Source organism: Streptomyces xinghaiensis S187 (genome assembly GCF_000220705.2).
Taxonomy (GTDB): domain Bacteria; phylum Actinomycetota; class Actinomycetes; order Streptomycetales; family Streptomycetaceae; genus Streptomyces; species Streptomyces xinghaiensis.
Genome location: NZ_CP023202.1, coordinates 3,856,835 through 3,878,739 on the forward strand (window position 1 = coordinate 3,856,835; position 21,905 = coordinate 3,878,739).

At 68.8% G+C, this 21,905-nt stretch carries 14 protein-coding genes and 3 rRNA genes; 8 read left to right on the top strand and 9 right to left on the bottom strand.

Going from position 1 to position 21,905, the window contains the following annotated elements; genetic code table 11:
- The first annotated feature begins 140 nt into the window (after positions 1–140).
- Positions 141–2,114, top strand: a complete 1,974-nt coding sequence (locus SXIN_RS16590) for an ATP-binding SpoIIE family protein phosphatase (RefSeq protein WP_095757164.1) — start codon at positions 141–143, stop codon at positions 2,112–2,114.
- 112 nt (positions 2,115–2,226) lie between these two features.
- On the opposite strand, the gene SXIN_RS16595 is transcribed toward SXIN_RS16590, so the two are convergent.
- Positions 2,227–3,546, bottom strand: a complete 1,320-nt coding sequence (locus tag SXIN_RS16595; protein WP_019707139.1) for an MFS transporter — start codon at positions 3,544–3,546, stop codon at positions 2,227–2,229.
- Between the two features lie 146 nt (positions 3,547–3,692).
- On the opposite strand from SXIN_RS16595, the gene SXIN_RS16600 reads away from it, so the two are divergent.
- From SXIN_RS16600 to rrf, 4 genes are all read left to right on the top strand, one after another.
- Positions 3,693–4,241, top strand: coding sequence for a MarR family winged helix-turn-helix transcriptional regulator (locus SXIN_RS16600; RefSeq protein ID WP_019707138.1), 549 nt, complete (start codon positions 3,693–3,695; stop codon positions 4,239–4,241).
- A 569-nt stretch (positions 4,242–4,810) separates the two neighbouring features.
- Positions 4,811–6,336 (top strand): 16S ribosomal RNA (locus SXIN_RS16610).
- Positions 6,337–6,662: 326 nt separating this feature from the next.
- Positions 6,663–9,784, top strand: a 23S ribosomal RNA gene (locus SXIN_RS16615).
- Between the two features lie 75 nt (positions 9,785–9,859).
- Positions 9,860–9,976 (top strand): 5S ribosomal RNA (gene rrf, locus SXIN_RS16620).
- Together the 16S, 23S and 5S rRNA genes form the textbook arrangement of a ribosomal RNA operon.
- Positions 9,977–10,127: 151 nt before the next feature.
- On the opposite strand, the gene SXIN_RS16625 is transcribed toward rrf, so the two are convergent.
- The 7 genes from SXIN_RS16625 to SXIN_RS16655 form a co-directional block, all read right to left on the bottom strand.
- Complete coding sequence (locus tag SXIN_RS16625) at positions 10,128–12,152, bottom strand: hypothetical protein (protein WP_019707137.1); 2,025 nt, start codon at positions 12,150–12,152, stop codon at positions 10,128–10,130.
- Positions 12,153–12,154: 2 nt separating this feature from the next.
- Entirely contained in the window at positions 12,155–13,585 is a 1,431-nt protein-coding gene (locus SXIN_RS16630; protein WP_019707136.1) for an ATP-binding protein, read from the bottom strand.
- Between the two features lie 10 nt (positions 13,586–13,595).
- The gene (locus SXIN_RS16635; protein WP_019707135.1) at positions 13,596–15,149 is read right to left on the bottom strand and encodes an SCO6880 family protein; all 1,554 of its coding nucleotides are present in this window, start codon (positions 15,147–15,149) and stop codon (positions 13,596–13,598) included.
- Positions 15,146–16,453, bottom strand: a complete 1,308-nt coding sequence (locus SXIN_RS16640; RefSeq protein ID WP_039820190.1) for a hypothetical protein — start codon at positions 16,451–16,453, stop codon at positions 15,146–15,148. The genes SXIN_RS16635 and SXIN_RS16640 overlap by 4 nt, the downstream gene beginning before the upstream one ends.
- Positions 16,443–17,285: a DUF8175 domain-containg protein gene (locus SXIN_RS16645; protein ID WP_095757166.1), complete on the bottom strand. Its 843-nt coding sequence runs from the start codon at positions 17,283–17,285 to the stop codon at positions 16,443–16,445. The genes SXIN_RS16640 and SXIN_RS16645 overlap by 11 nt, the downstream gene beginning before the upstream one ends.
- A 243-nt stretch (positions 17,286–17,528) precedes the next feature.
- A complete protein-coding gene (locus SXIN_RS16650; protein ID WP_019707132.1) occupies positions 17,529–17,837 on the bottom strand; it encodes a hypothetical protein in 309 nt (102 codons plus the stop codon).
- Between the two features lie 237 nt (positions 17,838–18,074).
- Positions 18,075–18,275: a DUF397 domain-containing protein gene (locus SXIN_RS16655; RefSeq protein WP_019707131.1), complete on the bottom strand. Its 201-nt coding sequence runs from the start codon at positions 18,273–18,275 to the stop codon at positions 18,075–18,077.
- A gap of 252 nt (positions 18,276–18,527) precedes the next feature.
- Between SXIN_RS16655 and SXIN_RS16660 the strand changes: the two genes are divergently transcribed.
- A complete protein-coding gene (locus SXIN_RS16660) occupies positions 18,528–19,529 on the top strand; it encodes a bifunctional lytic transglycosylase/C40 family peptidase (RefSeq protein WP_019707130.1) in 1,002 nt (333 codons plus the stop codon).
- Between the two features lie 301 nt (positions 19,530–19,830).
- Positions 19,831–20,547, top strand: a complete 717-nt coding sequence (locus tag SXIN_RS16665; RefSeq protein ID WP_039820185.1) for a phosphatase PAP2 family protein — start codon at positions 19,831–19,833, stop codon at positions 20,545–20,547.
- 149 nt (positions 20,548–20,696) lie between these two features.
- Here the strand turns inward: SXIN_RS16665 and SXIN_RS31540 are convergent, their stop codons facing one another.
- Complete coding sequence (locus SXIN_RS31540) at positions 20,697–20,870, bottom strand: hypothetical protein (protein WP_019707128.1); 174 nt, start codon at positions 20,868–20,870, stop codon at positions 20,697–20,699.
- Between the two features lie 118 nt (positions 20,871–20,988).
- Here SXIN_RS31540 and SXIN_RS16670 point away from each other — a divergent pair, with 118 nt between their 5' ends.
- On the top strand, positions 20,989–21,828 hold the full coding sequence (locus SXIN_RS16670; RefSeq protein WP_019707127.1) for a hypothetical protein: 840 nt from the start codon (positions 20,989–20,991) through the stop codon (positions 21,826–21,828).
- Positions 21,829–21,905 lie beyond the last annotated feature (77 nt).

The window sequence follows — 21,905 nt, forward strand, 5'->3', positions numbered from 1 at the left end:
GAGAAAGCCGCTGCCTCCCGGTCCCGGGACAGCGGCGTCCGGCGGCACCGCCGGGCCCCGCTCCCCTTCCCGAACCAGGAAACCAGCGGCATTCCCCGGCCGTCCCGCTGATCCGAAGCGACATCACGAGGCAAATCTCAGTGAACTTCACGCGCTGGAGCGCCCGGCTCCCCGGTACACAGCGACGCGCCGCGGTGCGGTCCGACCGCGGCGGCAGTCCCCAGGCTCCGTCCGCGCCGGGCAGCGGCGTGCCCACCGCCAGGGAGGAGCCGCCGGAGCCGTTCGAGACGCCACCACCGGCCGGCTCCCCGGGCGGGCGCCCGGCCGCGCGGGAGCTGCTGGCGCGGGACGTACTCGACCAGGTGCCCGGGCTGGTCGCGGTCGTCCACGGCCCGGAGCACCGCATCGCCTACGTCAACGACGCCTACACCACCGTCTTCGGGGACCGCTCCCTCGGCGGCCCCGCCCGTGAGCTGCTGCCGGAGCTGACGGAGCTCGGTCTGCTGCCGCTCATGGACCAGGTCCTGCGCAGCGGCAAGCCCCGCACCCTCAAGGCCCGCCGCGCCCGCGGGCTGTCCCGCTCGGGCCATTACACCTTCACCTGCACCCCCGTCGAACTCTCACCCGCGGACGGACCGGAGGGGAAACCGCACACCGACGGAGCGGCCACCCCTGCCGCCACCGGCACGGTGCCGGGCCCTCCCCCGGACGGCGCGTCATCCGACGGCGCGTCTGCCGACAGCACGTCACCCGACGGCACGGCTCCCGGCTCCGCCCCCGGCGGCACCGCTTCGGCCGGCGGCGACGGCCAACCCGACGGCGTCCGCGACCGCGCGGCGGCCCGGGCCGTGCTGCGCGCGGCGGGAGCCGCGGACCGCCGACCGGCCCGGCCCGGTTCGCCCCGCAAGGGCGTCATGGTCTTCGCCACGGACGTCACCGACCAGGTCGAGGCCGCCGAGCGGCTGCGCACCAGCGAGCGCCGGCAGCGCGAGACCGCCGTCACCCTCCAGCGGAGCCTGCTCCCGCAGAAGCTCGAACAGCCCGACGACCTGCGCGTCGCCGCCACCTACCAGCCGGGCGGCACCGACGAAGCGGTGGGCGGTGACTGGTACGACGTCATCACCCTCGGCGCCGGCCGCACCGCCCTGGTCATCGGCGACGTCATGGGCCGCGGAGTCCGCGCCGCGGCGGTGATGGGCCAACTCCGCACCGCCGTAAGGGCCTACGCCCGGCTCGACCTGCCCCCGCACGAGGTGCTCCAGCTTCTCGACGGCCTCGCCGCCGAGATCGACCCCAACCAGATCGCCACCTGCCTCTACGCCGTCCACGACCCCAACGAGAACCGCCTCGTCCACGCCTCGGCCGGCCATCTGCCGATCATCGTCCGCGATGCCGACGGCACGGTCCGCCGCGCCGCCGAGCCCACCGGCCCTCCGCTCGGCACCGGAGGCTGGGTGCACACCTCCGGCTCCGTACCGCTGGAGCCCGGCGCCACCGCCGTGCTCTACACCGACGGCCTCGTCGAGCGCCGCGACGCCGACATCGACGACGGCGTCTCCGCGCTCGAACAAGCCCTCGCGGGCGCCGACGGCACCCCGCAGGCCGTCTGTGACCGGCTGATCCGCGCCCTGGGCGTCACCGCCGACCACGACGACGACGTCGCCGTCCTCGTCCTCCAGCACCCTGCCCGCACCGGACACGACGCGGAGCTCTTCCACAACGCCGCCCTCGACCTCCTCGGCGGTGTCGAAGCGGCTCCCCGCGCCCGCGCGTTCGCCTCGGGCGTCCTCACCAGCTGGCGCTTCCCCACCGAGCTGCACGACCTGGGCGTCCTGGCCGCGAGCGAACTGGTCGCCAACTCCCTCCAGCACGGCATCCCGCCCATGCGGCTCCGGCTGCGCCGTACGGACCGCCGCCTGATCGTCGAGGTGACGGACGGGGACGACCACCTCCCGCGCCGCCGCCGCGCCGAACCGGCGGACGAGTCCGGCCGCGGCATCTCGATCATCGCGACCATCGCCTCCTCCTGGGGCTCCCGGCGGACCCCGGGCGGAGGCAAGGCCGTCTGGTGCGAGTTCGCCCTCCCCGACAGCTGCCGTACACCGCATCCATGATGGAGCCCGCCGGCGCAGGGAACCGCGACCGCAAGCAACAACCCCGACGCCCCGACACGCCGAGGCCCCGGGACCCGTAGCCACCGGCCGAGCAGGGAGTACCGGCGAGCCGTCAGATACCCACGGGCACTGGCGCCGCAGAGTGTGTCTCCGCGCCGGCCACGGCCGGAACCGGTGGTGCGGCCGCCCGCAGCGGGCTGTCCTGTTCCGGTGTGAGCCGTCTCCCCAGCCGCAGCGCCAGCACCGAGATCCCCAGCGAACAGACGATCAGCATCGCGATGTAGGCGGTGTACGCCCCGGCGCCGGCCATGAGCCCGCCCACCGCCGGCCCGACGGCCAGCGCCAGCTGCTTCACCAGCGCGAAAGCGGAGTTGTACCGGCCGATCAGCCCTCTCGGAGCCAGGTCCGCCACCAGCGGTGCCACGGTCGGCGACAGCATCGCCTCACCCAGCCCGAACAGCGCATAGGTGGAGATGATCGCCGCCACCGCCCAGGCGTGACGGCCGTGCAGCAGCCCTGACGCACCGGCCGCCACCCAGGCCAGGGTCCATATCAGCCCCACCAGAGCGATCACGCGGCTCCGCCGCCGCCGTTCCACCAGCCGCAGGACCACGAACTGCGCCAGCACGATGACCGCGGTGTTGGCGGCCAGCGCCACCCCGAGGGTGGCGGGCGATATGCGCGCGACATCGACCGCGAAGGCGGAGAGCCCCGACTCGAACTGGCCGTAGCAGGCGAAGAACAGCACAAAGCCCAGCACACACAGGCCCACCATCGACCGGTCCCGGAGCAGAACCCGCAGGCCGCTCCCGCCCCCGCCGGCAGCCGGGACCGTCTCCCCATATCCCGCGCCCGCAACCGCGGCCTTCGCGAGACGAACGGACGCCACGGCTGCGCCGAGCACCAGGAACATCACCGCCTCGATCCCGAACAGCACCAGGAAGCTGCCGGCACGCGAGATGTCCACGATCAGCCCGCCGAGCAGACCGCCGATGCCCAAGCCGAGGTTGTTCAGGAAGAACTGCGTGGCGAACGCCCGCGAGCGGGTGGCGGGGGACGAGCACCAGACGATGAGCGTGGCCAGGGCGGGCTGGATCACCGATATCCCCGTGCCCAGCAGCGCGGCCGCCGCGATGACCAGCGCCTCGGTGGACGCCAGGCCCATCCCGGCGGACCCCGCGGCCGCGGCGGCCGAACCCACGACCACCACCGGCAGCGGCCCGCGCCGGTCGATGATCCGGCCGGTGAACGGCAGCGCCACCAGGGCGGCCAGGGCGAAGACGGCGAGGACGACCCCCGCGGTGCTCGCTCCGAGATCCCGCACCCGCGCCACATAGAGGAACAGATACGGAACGGTGAAGCCGTTGCCGAACGCGCTCAGCGCATTGCCCAGTTGAATCCGGCGCAGCGCGGCGCTCATCGCGGTGGTCACACTCACCTGCCCAGGTCGTGGAGGAAGAGAGGAGGGGGCGGGACCTGTGGAGTCCAACCTTGAAGACTTTGAACCTAAACTTCGATGGTGAAGACTACACATCCGAAGCCTTCGACGCCAAAGAGATGCGTGCCATACTGCCCGCCATGTCTGACAACGCCACCGAGGACCAGCCGAGCATCGAGGAACAGATCGCCGCCTACCAGCGGGAGTTCCACGACCTCGACCCCCAGGTCGAGCAGGTCGTCTCGTCGCTGCAGCGGCTGAACCGCAGGATGAACGTCGCCTACGGCCGGCAGACCGCCACCCTCGGCATGAGCAACGCCGAGTGGGAGGTCCTCCAGGCCCTGGTCCTCTCCGGTGCGCCGTACCGGCTGGGCCCCGGGGACCTGGCCAAGCGCCTCGGTCTCACGCCGGCAGCGATGACCCACCGGATCGACCGCATGGTGGGGGAAGGACTCGTCACCCGGGAACGCGACGAGAGCAACCGTGTCCGCGTCATCGTGGAGCTGACGGCCGCCGGCCGGGAGAAGTGGCTCGAGGCGATGCGCCTGGCAACCGTCTTCGAGGAGGGACTCCTGCAGGACCTGACGACAGCCGAACGGGCCCTGCTGGGAGAGCTGCTCACCCGCCTGCTCCGACGGGTCGAGGACGCCCAGCCCGACGCGGAAGGACGCCTCAGCGACCTCGGCTGAGGCGAGTTGACACCTCCCGGGGCCGACCGTAGTGTTCTCCGGGTTGCCACGGATCCCCGAGGATCCCGGCGGCCACTTTCCGCCGCTTTCGGCGGCACCCACTGAAGCAGGATCTCCCCGATCGGGGATTGGTTCCGGCATGCCGGAATTCGATACCGAAAGGCTCGATTATGAGCCGGCCGGGAAATCCGCTAACGTAGGGGCCGCGCCGGAAGGCGCAGCGGAAACCCTCTCCAACGGGGACCGGATACGGAATTCGGGCCGGGAAATCGGTTCGGAAAGTGTCTGGTAGGTTGGAAACACCGAAGGGAAGCGCCCGGAGGGCCCGGAGACGGGGCCGAAGGAAGCGTCCGTTCCTTGAGAACTCAACAGCGTGCCAAAAGTCAACGCCAGATATGTTGATACCCCGTCCGGGCGGCAGATTCAGGTTTGCTGCCGGGATGAGGTTCCTTTGAAGCAAGTCCTCCCGTGCCATCGAGTGTGGTGGCGGTCGGGAGGCGATTTTACAGCGAGGACGCTGTGCGCGGTCCGGATTATTCCTCCGGGCTGCGCCGCTCTTGCGTGAAGCATTCACGGAGAGTTTGATCCTGGCTCAGGACGAACGCTGGCGGCGTGCTTAACACATGCAAGTCGAACGATGAACCTCTTCGGAGGGGATTAGTGGCGAACGGGTGAGTAACACGTGGGCAATCTGCCCTGCACTCTGGGACAAGCCCTGGAAACGGGGTCTAATACCGGATACGACCATCTCGGGCATCCGATGGTGGTGGAAAGCTCCGGCGGTGCAGGATGAGCCCGCGGCCTATCAGCTTGTTGGTGGGGTGATGGCCTACCAAGGCGACGACGGGTAGCCGGCCTGAGAGGGCGACCGGCCACACTGGGACTGAGACACGGCCCAGACTCCTACGGGAGGCAGCAGTGGGGAATATTGCACAATGGGCGGAAGCCTGATGCAGCGACGCCGCGTGAGGGATGACGGCCTTCGGGTTGTAAACCTCTTTCAGCAGGGAAGAAGCGCAAGTGACGGTACCTGCAGAAGAAGCACCGGCTAACTACGTGCCAGCAGCCGCGGTAATACGTAGGGTGCGAGCGTTGTCCGGAATTATTGGGCGTAAAGAGCTCGTAGGCGGCTTGTCGCGTCGGATGTGAAAGCCCGGGGCTTAACCCCGGGTCTGCATTCGATACGGGCAGGCTAGAGTTCGGTAGGGGAGATCGGAATTCCTGGTGTAGCGGTGAAATGCGCAGATATCAGGAGGAACACCGGTGGCGAAGGCGGATCTCTGGGCCGATACTGACGCTGAGGAGCGAAAGCGTGGGGAGCGAACAGGATTAGATACCCTGGTAGTCCACGCCGTAAACGTTGGGAACTAGGTGTGGGCGACATTCCACGTCGTCCGTGCCGCAGCTAACGCATTAAGTTCCCCGCCTGGGGAGTACGGCCGCAAGGCTAAAACTCAAAGGAATTGACGGGGGCCCGCACAAGCGGCGGAGCATGTGGCTTAATTCGACGCAACGCGAAGAACCTTACCAAGGCTTGACATACACCGGAAAGCCGTAGAGATACGGCCCCCCTTGTGGTCGGTGTACAGGTGGTGCATGGCTGTCGTCAGCTCGTGTCGTGAGATGTTGGGTTAAGTCCCGCAACGAGCGCAACCCTTGTTCTGTGTTGCCAGCATGCCTTTCGGGGTGATGGGGACTCACAGGAGACTGCCGGGGTCAACTCGGAGGAAGGTGGGGACGACGTCAAGTCATCATGCCCCTTATGTCTTGGGCTGCACACGTGCTACAATGGCCGGTACAATGAGCTGCGATACCGCGAGGTGGAGCGAATCTCAAAAAGCCGGTCTCAGTTCGGATTGGGGTCTGCAACTCGACCCCATGAAGTCGGAGTCGCTAGTAATCGCAGATCAGCATTGCTGCGGTGAATACGTTCCCGGGCCTTGTACACACCGCCCGTCACGTCACGAAAGTCGGTAACACCCGAAGCCGGTGGCCCAACCCGTAAGGGAGGGAATCGTCGAAGGTGGGACTGGCGATTGGGACGAAGTCGTAACAAGGTAGCCGTACCGGAAGGTGCGGCTGGATCACCTCCTTTCTAAGGAGCACTTCTCGGCCGGCAGGGGGTAACTCCTGACGGTCCAGAGGCCAGAACACCGGCGAATGTCCGGTGCTGGTTGCTCATGGGTGGAACGTTGACTATTCGGCACGGCCGGTTGGCCGGTCACCAGTACTGCTCTGCTTCGGCGGGGTGTGGAACGTGATCGGGTGACGGGTCGGGCCGGGCGCGCTGTTGGGTGTCTGAGGGCACGGGCTGTTTGCTTGTGTTCTTTGGTGCCGGTCCCGGTGTACTCACTCTTTGCGGGTGGGGTGGCGGGTGGCTGGTCGTTGTTTGAGAACTGCACAGTGGACGCGAGCATCTGTGGCCAAGTTTTTAAGGGCGCACGGTGGATGCCTTGGTACCAGGAACCGATGAAGGACGTGGGAGGCCGCGATAGGCCCCGGGGAGCTGTCAACCGAGCTTTGATCCGGGGGTGTCCGAATGGGGAAACCCGGCAGTCGTCATGGGCTGTCACCCATACCTGAACACATAGGGTATGTGGAGGGAACGCGGGGAAGTGAAACATCTCAGTACCCGCAGGAAGAGAAAACAACCGTGATTCCGGGAGTAGTGGCGAGCGAAACCGGATGAGGCCAAACCGTAGGCGTGTGATACCCGGCAGGGGTTGCGCTTACGGGGTTGTGGGATCGTACTTCGATGGTCTGCCGGCCATCGGCGAGTCAGAAATTGTTGGTGTAGGCGAAGGGCATGCGAAAGGCCCGGCGTAGAGGGTAAGACCCCCGTAGCCGAAATGTCAGCAACTTGCTTGTGCGACACCCAAGTAGCACGGGGCCCGAGAAATCCCGTGTGAATCTGGCGGGACCACCCGCTAAGCCTAAATATTCCCTGGTGACCGATAGCGGATAGTACCGTGAGGGAATGGTGAAAAGTACCGCGGGAGCGGAGTGAAATAGTACCTGAAACCGTGTGCCTACAAGCCGTGGGAGCGTCGCCGTGTTCTTCGGAGCACGGTCGTGACTGCGTGCCTTTTGAAGAATGAGCCTGCGAGTTTGCGGTGTGTTGCGAGGTTAACCCGTGTGGGGAAGCCGTAGCGAAAGCGAGTCCGAATAGGGCGTTTAGTAGCGCGCTCAAGACCCGAAGCGGAGTGATCTAGCCATGGGCAGGTTGAAGCGCGGGTAAGACCGTGTGGAGGACCGAACCCACCAGGGTTGAAAACCTGGGGGATGACCTGTGGTTAGGGGTGAAAGGCCAATCAAACTCCGTGATAGCTGGTTCTCCCCGAAATGCATTTAGGTGCAGCGTCGTGTGTTTCTTGCCGGAGGTAGAGCACTGGATAGGCGATGGGCCCTACCGGGTTACTGACCTTAGCCAAACTCCGAATGCCGGTAAGTGAGAGCGCGGCAGTGAGACTGTGGGGGATAAGCTCCATGGTCGAGAGGGAAACAGCCCAGAGCATCGACTAAGGCCCCTAAGCGTACGCTAAGTGGGAAAGGATGTGGAGTCGCAGAGACAACCAGGAGGTTGGCTTAGAAGCAGCCATCCTTGAAAGAGTGCGTAATAGCTCACTGGTCAAGTGATTCCGCGCCGACAATGTAGCGGGGCTCAAGCGTACCGCCGAAGTCGTGTCATTCCAGCATGAGGTCCAACGACCGTTGGGATGGGTAGGGGAGCGTCGTGTGCCGGGTGAAGCCGCGCCGGAAGGCAGTGGTGGACGGTTCACGAGTGAGAATGCAGGCATGAGTAGCGATACACACGTGGGAAACGTGTGCGCCGATTGACTAAGGGTTCCTGGGTCAAGCTGATCTGCCCAGGGTAAGTCGGGACCTAAGGCGAGGCCGACAGGCGTAGTCGATGGACAACCGGTTGATATTCCGGTACCCGCTTTGAAGCGCCAGCGCTGAACCTTCTGATGCTAAGTCCGTGAAGCCGCCGGCTGAGTCTTCGGACGAGGTCGGAGTGGTGGAGCCGACGACCCGAGGGGGTAGTAGGTGAGTGATGGGGTGACGCAGGAAGGTAGTCCAGCCCGGGCGGTGGTTGTCCCGGGGTAAGGGTGTAGCCCGGAGGGTAGGTAAATCCGTCCTCCGCGTAAGGGTGAGACCTGATGCCGAGCCGATTGTGGTGAAGTGGATGATCCTATGCTGTCGAGAAAAGCCTCTAGCGAGTTTCATGGCGGCCCGTACCCTAAACCGACTCAGGTGGTCAGGTAGAGAATACCGAGGCGTTCGGGTGAACTATGGTTAAGGAACTCGGCAAAATGCCCCCGTAACTTCGGGAGAAGGGGGGCCATTGCTGGTGATCACCCTTGCGGTGTGAGCTGGTGGTGGCCGCAGAGACCAGCGAGAAGCGACTGTTTACTAAAAACACAGGTCCGTGCGAAGCCGTAAGGCGATGTATACGGACTGACGCCTGCCCGGTGCTGGAACGTTAAGGGGACCGGTTAGTGCGCTTTCGGGTGTGCGAAGCTGAGAACTTAAGCGCCAGTAAACGGCGGTGGTAACTATAACCATCCTAAGGTAGCGAAATTCCTTGTCGGGTAAGTTCCGACCTGCACGAATGGCGTAACGACTTCTCGACTGTCTCAACCATAGGCCCGGTGAAATTGCACTACGAGTAAAGATGCTCGTTTCGCGCAGCAGGACGGAAAGACCCCGGGACCTTTACTACAGCTTGATATTGGTGTTCGGTTCGGCTTGTGTAGGATAGGTGGGAGACTGTGAAGCCCGGACGCTAGTTCGGGTGGAGTCGTCGTTGAAATACCACTCTGGTCGTGCTGGATGTCTAACCTGGGTCCGTGATCCGGATCAGGGACAGTGTCTGGTGGGTAGTTTAACTGGGGCGGTTGCCTCCTAAAGGGTAACGGAGGCGCCCAAAGGTTCCCTCAGCCTGGTTGGTAATCAGGTGTTGAGTGTAAGTGCACAAGGGAGCTTGACTGTGAGACCGACGGGTCGAGCAGGGACGAAAGTCGGGACTAGTGATCCGGCGGTGGCTTGTGGAAGCGCCGTCGCTCAACGGATAAAAGGTACCCCGGGGATAACAGGCTGATCTTCCCCAAGAGTCCATATCGACGGGATGGTTTGGCACCTCGATGTCGGCTCGTCGCATCCTGGGGCTGGAGTCGGTCCCAAGGGTTGGGCTGTTCGCCCATTAAAGCGGTACGCGAGCTGGGTTTAGAACGTCGTGAGACAGTTCGGTCCCTATCCGCTGTGCGCGTAGGAGTCTTGAGAAGGGCTGTCCCTAGTACGAGAGGACCGGGACGGACGAACCTCTGGTGTGCCAGTTGTCCTGCCAAGGGCATGGCTGGTTGGCTACGTTCGGGAGGGATAACCGCTGAAAGCATCTAAGCGGGAAGCCTGCTTCGAGATGAGGACTCCCACCTCCTTTGAGGGGTTAAGGCTCCCAGTAGACGACTGGGTTGATAGGCCAGATATGGAAGCGCCGTGAGGTGTGGAGTTGACTGGTACTAATAGGCCGAGGGCTTGTCCTCAGGTGCTCGCGTCCACTGTGTTGGTTCTGAAACAACGAACTGTGTTGCCGTCCGGTTCTTATAGTTTCATAGTGTTTCGGTGGTTATAGCGTGAGGGAAACGCCCGGTTACATTCCGAACCCGGAAGCTAAGCCTTTCAGCGCCGATGGTACTGCAGGGGGGACCCTGTGGGAGAGTAGGACGCCGCCGAACAATTCTTGAGAAGAGTAGAAAGCCCTGTGGGGGACTCCGGTTCCCCACAGGGCTTTCTCGCGTTCAAGGGCCTTTTCTCGCCCGGGTGATGGAGAAGGTCCGGTGGTTTTCCCGGATAGAGGCCGTCCCGTCGCCCGGTGCCCCGGCGGTCTCAGCCGGCCGGGAAGTGCCGGGGCCAGCGGGCTCTGGCCTGCTCCTTGGAGCGGAGCAGGGCCAGTGTGGGCATGCCCCGCTCGCTGCCCGAGCTCAGGAGCCCGGGGAGCTGCGGGAGGGGAGCGACCCGTGCGACGTCGTCCAGGACGACGGTAAGTGGTGGGTCGAGCCGGCCGGCGGATGACCGTTCGGCCATGCTCCGGCCGTGCTCGACCACGTTCGAGGCGAGTGCGGTGAGGAACGGCATCGCGCCCGGGTGGGTCCGCGGGTCCTCGATCGCTTCGCCCATGACGTAAAGCGTTCCCTCTTCGGTGACGAATGACTCCAGTGCGAGGGAATCCGCCCGTGTTGGGTTACACGCGTTGCGGATGTGGACGGAGGAGAGCGCCGACAGGGCACGGGCCGTCAGCTGCAGGGCCATGTCCCGGCGTTCCGGGTGCGCGGTGAGCGTGGCCTCCAGTTCGCCGGCCGAACCGGCGGCGGCGCGGCGGTTGGTGCGGAGGATGCGGACCGGCTCATGGGCGGAGTTTCCGGAGGCCCAGCGGTGGACCTGGCGGATCGGACGGTCGTCCACGGCGGCGGCGTGCAGCCAGCAGCGCAGCAGGGTCTCCGCGGCGTCCGCGGTGGCGGAGTCGAGGGCGTGCTGCGGCCGTACGGGGGCGAGCAGGGCGGCCGCGCGCGACGCCGCGGTCTCGCGTGTCTCGCAGCCGCTGACGGGCGACCAGCGGAGCCGGGAGGGAGTGTCGAGTTGCTGCCCGGGGTCGTAGACGTGCGTGGGGCCGAGTTTGGCGCGGGCGTCCTTGCTCTCGGTCCAGAGAGCCGGGTCCGAGGTGATGACCAGGAGGGGGCCTTCGGCGTCCGCGACGGCGCGCAGGGCCAGCCGGAGGCGGTCCCGGGCGCCGTCGATACCGAAGAAGTGAAGGCCGTGGGTGACGTGGGCGGAGGCGTCAACTTCCGCCGGGGCGCCGGGGAGCGTGGGGTACGGGCCGCCGTGCTGTGGGCCGCACGCCGTTCCTGGGTGGGTGGCGCCCGACGCGGCCGGGCTCTGTTGGGCAGCGGCGGCCTCAGGGCCTGTGGGGAGACCGGTGAGGTTTTCTGCGGCGGGGTCGCCCGGGTTGATCGGGCCTGGTGTCCCGGGGGTGGCGATGCCCTGTCCGGGCGCGGGCGTTGAGGGGTACGGGGTGACCGCGGGGCCCGGGGAGGCCGTGCTCGGGCCCTCGGGGCCGGGAGCCGGGGCCGGGGGGACCGGGATGTGCGGGGCCGCGGCTGGGGTGTGCGTTGCGTACGGGGTGCCGGCACCGGCGCGGCTCGGTGTGCCGTTCGGGGCGGCGGGATGGGAGGAGCCCGGGCCGGGGTGGTCCGGGGCAGCGGCGCCTGCGGGTGGCGTCATGCCGGTGGTGGGGGCGGCTTCCCGGGCCGGTGCGCCGTGGCCTGCCGGGTGTTCGCCCGGGGTGGGTGCGGCTCCGGTGGGGGTTCTCGTCCGCCCGTTCGCGGGGTGCGGCGGGCCGGCGGAGAGGTCACGGATCGCTGCGTCCCCGGCACGGGCCTTGGGCCCGTCAGGACCGTGCCGCACGTCCGTACCCTGCCGCCCGTTCCCGCGGCCGGTGCGGCCCGTGTGGTCCGGACCGGCCGTGTGGGGTCTGCGGCGGGTGGCGCGCCAGCGGGCGACGGTGCCGATGGCGAAGACCGCCAGCACCGTGAGCACCATGATCTCCCCGATGAGGAGGCCCCAGAAGAGGCCGGGCCCGGACAGTTCTCCCGCGGCCCGGGGCCAGGCGGCGGCCAGATCGCCCGGGTCCGTCAGCAGGCGCCGCATGGCGAGAGGGGTTTCGGTGAAGCCGGCGCCCGAGGGCCAGGAGCCGTGGGCCAGCAGTCCGGAAAGGCCCGCGGCCGACCAGACCAGCACGGTGAGGGTGACGAGGAAACCGAGCAGTCCGACGAGGAGCCCGTCCGGGATGCCGCCGCTTCCGCCGCTTCCGTCACTCCCGGGCCGGGGCTCGGCGCCTCTGTTCCCTGCCGTCATGCTCAGGCCACCGTGGACTCGGAGGAGCCGACCACCTCGTCCTCGAGGTGCTGCTCGACGGCGCGCGCCGCGCGCTCCTCGGCCTCCGCTTCGGCGGCCTGCTCCAGGGCCAGCGCCTCGTCGCTCAGGGAGGAGGACTCGGTCATCGCGCGGTCCGTGTAGACGAGGGGGCGTTCGGTCTCGGTGATGAGGTGCTTGACGACCTGCACATTGCCGTTGACGTCCCAGACGGCGATGCCGGGGGTGAGGGTGGGGATGATCTCGACGGCCCACCGGGGCAGGCCGAGTACCCGGCCGGTGGCCCGCGCCTCGTCCGTCTTCTGGGCGTAGATGGTGCGGGTGGAGGCCATTTTGAGGATGGCCGCGGCCTCGCGCGCGGCCGCGCCGTCGACGACGTCCGAGAGATGGTGGACGACGGCGACGAAGGAGAGGCCGAGCCGGCGGCCGAACTTCAGCAGCCGCTGGAAGAGCTGCGCCACGAACGGGGAGTTGATGATGTGCCAGGCCTCTTCCACCAGGAAGATGCGCTTGACCCGGTCGGGGCGGATCCAGGTGTGCTCCAGCCAGACGCCGACGATGGCCATCAGGATCGGCATGGCGATGGAGTTGCGGTCGATGTGCGAGAGGTCGAAGACGATCAGCGGGGCGTCCAGGTCGATGCCGACGGTCGTCGGCCCGTCGAACATGCCGCGCAGGTCTCCGTCGACGAGCCGGTCGATGACCAGGGCGACGTCCAGGCCCCAGGCGCGGACGTCGTCGAGGGCGACGTTCATGGCCTCGGCGGACTCGGGCTTGGGATGCCGCAACTGCTCGACGATGTCGGTGAGGACGGGCTGGCGGTCGGTGATCGTCCGGGTGACGAATCCGTGGGCGACCTTGAGGGCGAAGCCGGAGCGTTCGTCGAGCCCGCGCCCCATCGCGACCTCGATGATCGTGCGGAGCAGGGCCAGCTGGCCGGTGGCGGTGATCGAGGGGTCGAGCGGGTTGAGCCGTATGCCGTCGTTGATCGCCGAGGTGGGGTCGAGCCGGATGGGGGTGATCCCCAGCTGCTCGGCGATGAGGTTCCACTCGCCGACGCCGTCCTCGCCCTGGGCGTCCAGGACGACCACCTGCCGGTCGCGGAAGCGGAGCTGGCGCAGCACGTAGGTCTTCTCCAGCGCCGACTTGCCGTTGCCGGACTCGCCGAGCACCAGCCAGTGCGGGGCCGGGAGCTGCTGGCCGTAGAGCTGGAAGGGGTCGTAGATGTACCCCTTCCCCGAGTACACCTCGCGTCCGATGATCACTCCGGAGTCGCCGAGGCCGGGGGCGGCGGTCGGCAGGTAGACGGCCTGGGCCTGGCCCGTGGAGGTGCGCACGGGCAGGCGCGTGGTCTCCACCTTCCCGAAGAGGAAGCTGGTGAAGGCCTCGGTCACGGCGGACAGCGGATCGAACACGGCAGTGCCCCTAACGTCGGATGCCGGTCGCGAAGGGCAACGTGTTCACGAAGGCCCGGTGGTGTTCCCGGTCGCACCACTCCAGCTTGAGATAGGACTTGCCGGCCGAGGCGCGGATGGTGCGCTTGTCACGGGCGAGCGCTTCGGGGGAGCGGGAGGAGACGGTGATGTAGCCGACGAGGTTGACACCCGCCGCGCCGCTGGCGAGATCCTCGCCGCGCTGGTCGAGGCGGCCGTGGGCGGCGATGTCGCGCGGGTCGACGGTGCGGTTCATCTTGGCCGCGCGGCTGGCCTCGGCCTCGTCGTTCGTCTTCTCCGTCAGCATCCGTTCGATGGCGACCTCGGTGGGTTCCAGGTCCATGCAGACGGCGACCGTGCGGATCACATCGGGGGTGTGGACGAGCAGCGGGGCCAGGAAGTTGACGCCGACCGGGGTCATCGGCCACTCCTTCACCCAGGCCGTGGCGTGGCACCAGGGGGCCCGGGTGACCGACTCGCGGGTCTTGGCCTGGAGGTACGTCGGCTCCGTGGCGTCCAGCTCGGCCGGCCAGGCGTTGCGCTTCGTCATGGCCTGGATGTGGTCGATCGGGTGGTCCGGGTCGTACATGGAGTGGATGAGGGAGGAGAGCCGCGCCTGGCCCAGCGGCTGCCGGACGCGGATGTCGGCCTCGGCGAGACGGGCGCAGATGTCGGTGAGCTCCCGGGCCATGACGACGGCCAGCCCGGCGTCCTTGTCGAGCCGGCGGCTGCCTCCCGCCGCGCGGGCCGCGCGGGCCATGGCGTGCGCCTCGGCCGCCAGTTCGCGGTTGTAGTGCATACAGGCGACGAGATAGGCCCGGTGCTGCTCGGAGGAGGTGGAGACCATGGACTGGAGCTGGTCGTACGAGTCCTGGAGCCAGTGCGGGGCCCTGCGGTCGCCGCGCCGCTCGACGTCCTTGGCGTGTGCGTCGGGGTCGGCGGGGAGGGTGCGGGCGAGCATCTGGATGCGCGTCACGAAGCCGTCGCCGTTGGCCACGTGCTTGAGGAGGGTGCCGAAGCGGTCGACCAGCGCCTCCTGGTCCTCGCTGTCGCGCAGTCCGACGCCCGGGCCCTCGATCTCGATGGCGGCGGTCACGGTGCGGCGGTCGGCGTGCAGCAGCACCGCGATCTCGTCCGGGCCGAACGGCGCGGAGAGCCAGTTGATCCGGCCGATGCCGGGGGGCGGGCCGATCTCGACCTCGCGTCCGTCGAACCGTATGCCCGCCTCGGCGGCGGCGGAGCGGTAGGTGGCCCCCTTCTTCACCTGCCGCTTGTAGGAGCGCCGGATCTCGAACCACTTGTAGAACGTCCGGTGCTTGTACGGCACGTAGACGGCGGCCAGCGCCAGCGCCGGGAAGCCGGTGAGCAGGGTGATCCGCAGGGACAGTACGGGGACGAGCAGACCACACATCATGCCGAGGAACGCGCCGGCGATGATCAGGGCGATCTCGCCGGTCTCCCGGTTCTTGCCGATGATCGCGTTCGGGCGGGCCCTGCCGATCAGATAGGTGCGCCGCGGCGCGACCGGATGGGACTGGGTCGTCACGTCCGCTCACCTCCTGAGGAATTGCCGGTGGCCCGGTCGCGTGCGCGGGGCACGGCCGCGGCCGGTGTACCGCCGCCCGTCCCGCTGGACGAGCCGCCGCGCGAACTGTGGGCGGCGACGCCGCCGGAGACCGCGGAGGCCGGCCGGGGCTCGGGCCGGGACGGGGCCGCCGCCTCGCCGCCGCCTCCGCCGCCGCGGGTGCTGTGGGTCTTGATCCCCTGCTTGACCAGGGCGGCCGGGGACGAGATCAGGGCGGCGGCCTGGGAACCGTCGGTGGCCGCCCTGCGGTTGGTGCGGGCGGAGACGATGTCGTCACCGAAGCCGGGGACGAAGCGGTAGATCATCGCGCTGGCGAAGATGGCCAGCAGGATGATGGCGAGCCCGGAGACGACCGCGGAGAAGGCGTTGGGGCCGTCCTCGCTGGCGCTGAGGGCGCCGGCCAGCCCGAGCACGATGACGATGACGGGCTTGACGAGGATGACGGCGATCATGATGCCCGCCCAGCGGCGGACGTGGCCCCACATGTTCTTGTCGACCAGCCCGGCGTAGACGACGACGCCGAGCAGGGCGCCCGCGTAGAGGAGCGCGGCCCGGATGACGAGTTCGAGGTAGAGGATGCCCGCGGCGAGTACGGAGACCAGGCTGACGATGATCAGCATGATCGGTCCGCCGCCGATGTCCTCGCCCTTCTTCAGCGCCTCGGCGAAGGAGCCGAAGAAGGTGTTCGTGTCGTCGGAGGTGCCGGAGGCGATCACCTCGGTGAGACCGTCGGTCGCGGACACCACCGTGTAGAGGATCAGCGGGGTGAAGGCGGAGGCCAGGACGGTCAGCCAGAGGAAGCCGACGGCCTCGGTGACCGCCTCGGTGAACGGCACTCCGCGGATGGCGCGCTTGGCGACCGCGAACAGCCAGAGCAGCAGGGTGAGGACGGCGGAGACGGCGAAGACGACCGCGTACTGCTTGAGGAACGCGGTGTTGGTGAAGTCGACCTCGGTGGTCTTCTCCACCGCCTCGGAGAGCTTGTCGACGACGAAGGCGGCGGCGTCGGCGCAGCCCTTGGCGAGGGAGGAGAGGGGGTCGAGGGGGTTGGAGAGGGAATCGGCGGGGGTGCTGCCGCCGCCCGATCCGTCCTCGCGTTCGCAGAACTCCGCGGCTCCGCCGCGCAGCCCCTCACAGGCATCGCCGTCTTCCGTGGGACCGGGTGACGGCTCGGCGAGCGCCCGGGTCGCCGTGAGGGCGAAGAGAGCTTGCGCACCTGTGAGTGCTGCCGCGAAGGTGAGCACGCGGCGGGGATTACCGGGCATAGGTGAACCCTCCGAACCCTTCGACGGCCTCGGCCATCTCCTCGGCCGACGACGCGACCTGGTCACGGCCGACGGGTGTCGGACCGTCCTTCTCCTGGAAGTCGGCCACCTTCCAGTCGTTGTCGAGCCACTGGAGTTCGAGGGTGTTGGTGTACCAGCCTTCGGTCACCGGGTTCTTGGACCCCTCACCGGCGAGGCCGAACAACTGGGAGTACCAGACGGCCACGGTGGCGGCGTCGTTGCCGAATTTCTCCACTTTCGTGCCGACCGGGTTGGCGCGAGCGACGAACGTCATGCCTTCGGGCGCGCTGCCGTCGGACTCCAGGCCGATGCCGGCCAGGAACTTCTCGCGGGAGTACGCCCTGTCCAGCTCGGTCCGGCGCTCGCTGGCCACGCGTGGGCTGTAGACCGTTTCCACGATGTCCCGGCGGGTTTCCGCGTCGAACATCCCGTCCCCGCTCAAGGCGACGACATAGTTGGCCGCCGCCGACTCCGCGCCCTGTTCCGTGCGGGGAAAGCCCGTGGCGATGCCGGCCTCGGAGCCCGTCACGGGGCGTTCGCCGGTGGGGGCCGTCGCCCGGGCGGCCGGGCCGCCCTTGCCGTCCTTCGCGGGGCTCTCCCCGCCGCCGTCGCCGCGGTTGGCGAAGGCGATGGCGGCGATCAGCAGCACGACGACGCCGACGACGCCGACGAGCCCGCGCGGGGAGCGGGAGGGGCGCCTGCCGCCGTAGGTGCCGGCGCCCGGCTCGTCGGGCAGCCGGGTGCGGGTCTGGTGGCCGCCGGGCCCGTCGCCCGGGTGGTCGCCGCGGTATCCGCCGTCGCCGTGGCTCATGCGGGGTACGACCTCTCGGAGGCGGCCCGGGGGCACGTGCCGCGGGCAAGGCCGGAGGAGTGGGGGTGCGGCACCGGCCCCGGTGGTGTCCGCCGGGGCGGGGTGTGGTGAGTGGACATCAGAAGGACGCAACCTCTGCCGGTGGGCACGACGGACGGGTGGGACGGGGCATCGGGACGCACCGCTCCCGTCAAGGGGCCGGGGGAGCGGGCGCCGGAGTCGCGGACGCGCGGGCCGGCGTCGCTACACGGCCATGCCGTAGACGATGGTGAACAGGGTGCCGAGGGAGCCGATGATGAAGACGCCGGTGAGCCCGGCGACGATCAGTCCCTTGCCCTGTTCCGCGCTGAAGGTGTCGCGCAGTGCCGTGGCTCCGATGCGCTGCTTCGCCGCGCCCCAGATCGCGATGCCCAGGCAGAGCAGGATGGCGATCGCCATCACGACCTCGATCATGATGCGGGCCTCGTTGCCCAGACTCCCGAACGGCCCCCAGTCGGGAGCGATGCCGCCGATGATGGTGGTGATGTCGCCTTTTTCGGCTGCCAGGAACATTGTGAAACTCACCGCCCCTAGTGGGTAGTTGCGCCCCTGCCGGATGGCACGGGTCCGCTCTCCATCTTCCCCGACGATTCCGCCGCTGGGCGTCGCCTTGGTGGCATTTATTGGCGGATCCCGCGCGGATCCGCGGGAGTTGCACCACCGGAGGTCACCCGCCGTACCGGCCGAGCCGTGTATTGTCACTCTGTGTATCACGCTGGGTGACGTCCGGCAACGGCCTTTGACGGACGATCACTCCACGAAGTGGTCGAACTCACCTGCCTTGACGCCCTTCACCCAGGCGTCCCATTTGGCGGGGGTGGTGGTCACGATCTCCTCGGGGCTGGTGCTCTGTCTGATGTGGACCATCCCGTCCGGCCCGACGGCCACTTCGAGGTACTCCTCCTGCCCGTCCTCCACGAAGCTCGGCCGCTGCCAGTCGAGTTCCGGCATGATGTCCTTCCTTGACGTGCCGTCGGGCCCGCTACCGGCGTCCCCGGTCGCGTGTCCCGGTCTCCCTCGCATGGGACCGCGCCGCCGCTTCCAGGTCAAGGGCGATCCGTGGGTCTGCCTCCGTGCCCCCGGCCATGCGCCCGGGTGTTCGAGCGTGACCCCCGGTGCGCCGTCGCGGGCGCAGGGGTGCCGGCTGTACCGTTCAGCGTCGAACAGCCGCTGGAATGCCGGGTTTTGGGGAATGGTGGAGGCATGCGGAAGGTCTGGCTGGGCGTCGGCGTCGGTTTCGGGCTGCTCTCGTGCTTCCTCGGGCTGCTGGTGATCGGGGTCTACACCGCGGCGTCGAACCTCGTCGGCGGCGGGAGCGTGCGGGGCCTGGCCGAGAACGCCGTCCCGGCCGCGTACCGGGCGCTGGTGGACCAGTGGGGCCGGCGCTGCTCGCAGATCAGCCCGTCGCTGCTGGCGGCGCAGCTGTACCAGGAGAGCGGCTGGAACCCGAAGGCGCAGAGCCCCGCGGCCGCGCAGGGCATCGCACAGTTCATCCCGGGCACCTGGTCGGCGCACGGTGTGGACGCCAACGGCGACGGCCAGGCCAATGTCTGGGACCCGGAGGACGCCATTCCGTCGGCGGCCCTGTACGACTGCAAACTGGCCTCCTATGTGAAGGACGCGCCGGGGGACCCGACCGCGAACATGCTGGCGGCGTACAACGCGGGCCCGTACGCGGTCCTCAAGTACGACGGCGTGCCGCCGTACCGGGAGACGCAGAACTATGTGAAGCGGATCACGACCCTCGCCAAGAGCTTCGAGGCGCCGGCGGCCAAGGTGCCGGCGTCGGGGCGGGCGGCCGGGGCGATCTACTACGCGAAGGACAAGCTGGGGACCCCGTATCTCTGGGGCGGCGACGGGACGGCGGAGGACGGCGGGCGGTTCGACTGCTCGGGGCTGACGAAGGCGGCGTACGCGAGCGTCGGGATCGAGCTGCCCCGGGTGGCCAACGACCAGTACAACGCCGGAGCGCATCCGTCGCGGGACGAGCTGCTCCCGGGCGATCTGGTGTTCTTCTCCGACGATCTGACGGACTCCCGGGCGATCCGGCATGTGGGGATCTATGTCGGCGGCGGCTATATGATCAATGCGCCCTACACCGGCGCCGAGATCCGTTACGACAAGATCGACAGCCCGGACTACTTCGGTGCCACCAGAGTGACCGCGGACGGCGCGGCGGCCCTGCCCCGGCGGGATTCCGCCTAGCGCGGGCGCGGCGGCGACGCGCGGGCCCGCACCGTCCGGCTGCCGGACGCCGGGCCGCCGCTGACGGCCCGTAGAGTGACGGATGAGGCCGCGCCTCCCCGACTCCCCGCGGGTCCGCGTCGCTGAACTGCGACGACGGGTCACCCTTCGGTAACAGCCCGATGCCCGTTCGGTGGAGAGCGGAACACCCGGCCGGTCCCCGCCGTTCTCCGGCCGGGACAGCGGGAGGCGACTCCTCTTTCTGACGGGGGCGGCGGATCGACGGACATGAGCAAGCGCTAGAGACAAGGGGCCGTGGCACATGGCTGGACTGGAGGCGGGGTCACCGGTGTCGGAGACCACGGGAGAGCCGGGCCCCGATGTGGACCTGCTCTACGACATCAACGGCCTGACGGCCGGCACCCCGCACTGGTTCGACCGGGTCATGGAGTGGACCGGCGAGTACGGCACCGTCTTCGCGCTGCTGCTGCTGGTCGTCTGGTGCTGGTGGTCCGTCAGGAAGCGGCCGGACGCTCCGCTCGCCGTGGCCGGTCTGGTCTGGGCTCCGCTCGCCACCGGTCTGGCGCTGCTCGTCAACATCCCCATCCGCAACTTCGTCGAACGCCCCAGACCCTTCCTCGACCACCAGGGCCTCAAGGTCCTGGTGGACGGGAAGACCGACTACTCCTTCGTCAGCGACCACTCCACGATGGCGATGGCCATGGCGGTCGGCGTCTTTGTCGTGCACCGCAGGTTCGGGCTGGCGGCGATCTTCCTCGCGGTGCTGGCCGGCTTCTGCCGGATCTACATGGGCGTGCACTACCCGACCGATGTGATCGGCGGCTTCGCCCTCGGCACGGCGGTCACCCTGCTGCTCGCGCCGCTGGCCATGGCCATGCTCACCCCGCTGACCCGCACGGTCGCGGGCTCACGGGCCGGCTGGCTCGTCCAGAGCCGCGCCGCCCGCGCTGCCGGACCCCGGGGCGGCTCGGCGGGCACGCACCCGGCCGAGGACCACGAGAGCAACCTCGCGGCCTGAGCCCGCAGGAGCCCGCACACCCGCACGAGCCCGGACCCCTCCGCCCCTGTCACCGGAACCGGTGGTACGGGGAACCGGTACGGGCCGCGCACCGCGTCACCGCCGCCGGGAACCCGGCCCGGCCGCACGCCACGGGACGGCTACGGGTGTCAGGCCGCCGGCCCGGACACCTCCCGCGCCGCGGTGTTCCCCGGATGTGACGCGGCGTCCGCCCGCGCCTTCGCGCGGGCCCGTCTCGCGGGGCCGGCCCAGCCGCAGGAGCAGCGGGCCAGGGTGAACGCCCCGCGTTCGGTGGTCTCGGTCAGATGGTCCTCATCCCGCACGGAGCGGTCCTCGGGAACTTGCCGGCGCACCCCGCCACGGTACCGCCGTAACGACCGGCCGGGCGCGGTCGTTGGCAATTCACCGAGTTACCGCGGGTCTCCTGGGGGTGCGCAGCCGATGGTGGTGCAGCGACGCAAGGTCGGGGCCGTCGTGCTGGGCCTGGCGGCCGGCCTGACGGCGGGCTGTTCCGGCCCGGGAGTGGTGGCCGCCGACGAGCGGTCGGCGGCCCGCCATCTCGCCCTGGTGCAGCGCACAGCCGATGTGCTGGTGCGGTCCGGCAGTTCCCGGGCCCGTACGTCCCTGGAGACCGCCAACGGCGGCACCCGGGTCACCATCCGGGGCGCGGGCGGGTTCGATTTCGGCGCGCGGCTCGGCCGGCTGACGGTCGTCCTGCCGGCGGACGCGGCCGGCGAGACGGGGCACCGGCCGGTCACCGAGGTCCTCGCGCCCGGCGAGCTGTACCTGAAGAACCGCGGGGCGGGGGTGCCCGCCGACAAGTGGGTGCGGATCCATACCGCCGCGCTGGCCGACGGGAACCTGGTGACGGGCGGCGCGACGGACCCCCTGGCGGCGGCCGAGCTCCTGCGCGGCGCCCGCGAGGTGACGTATGTCGGCGAGGCCCGGGCGGAGCGTGACGGCACGCTCGTACGCCACTACCGGGGCACGGCCGACATCCGCCGGGCCGCGGCACGGGCGGCGCATGTGCGCGGGGCCCTCCGCGCCGCGGCGCGCGGTTTCCGCATCCGTTCGGTGCCGTTCGACGTCTTCCTGGACGAGCGGGGGCGGCTGCGGAAGGTCCGGCACCGCTTCACCCTCTCCCGGAATCCCGGGGGCGGGGGCGCGGAGCTGCAGGTGGTCTCCACGACCGTCCTGTACGCCTTCGGGACGCGGGTGGACGTGGAGCTGCCGCCGGAGCGGGACATCTACTCGGGGGCGGTCGCCGTGACCGGTGCCTAGAGCCCCGAGTGCGCCCGGGGGTACGCCCCGCGCACCGGCGGGGGTACCCGGTGGGGCGGGGGTAAATGGTCCGTCCG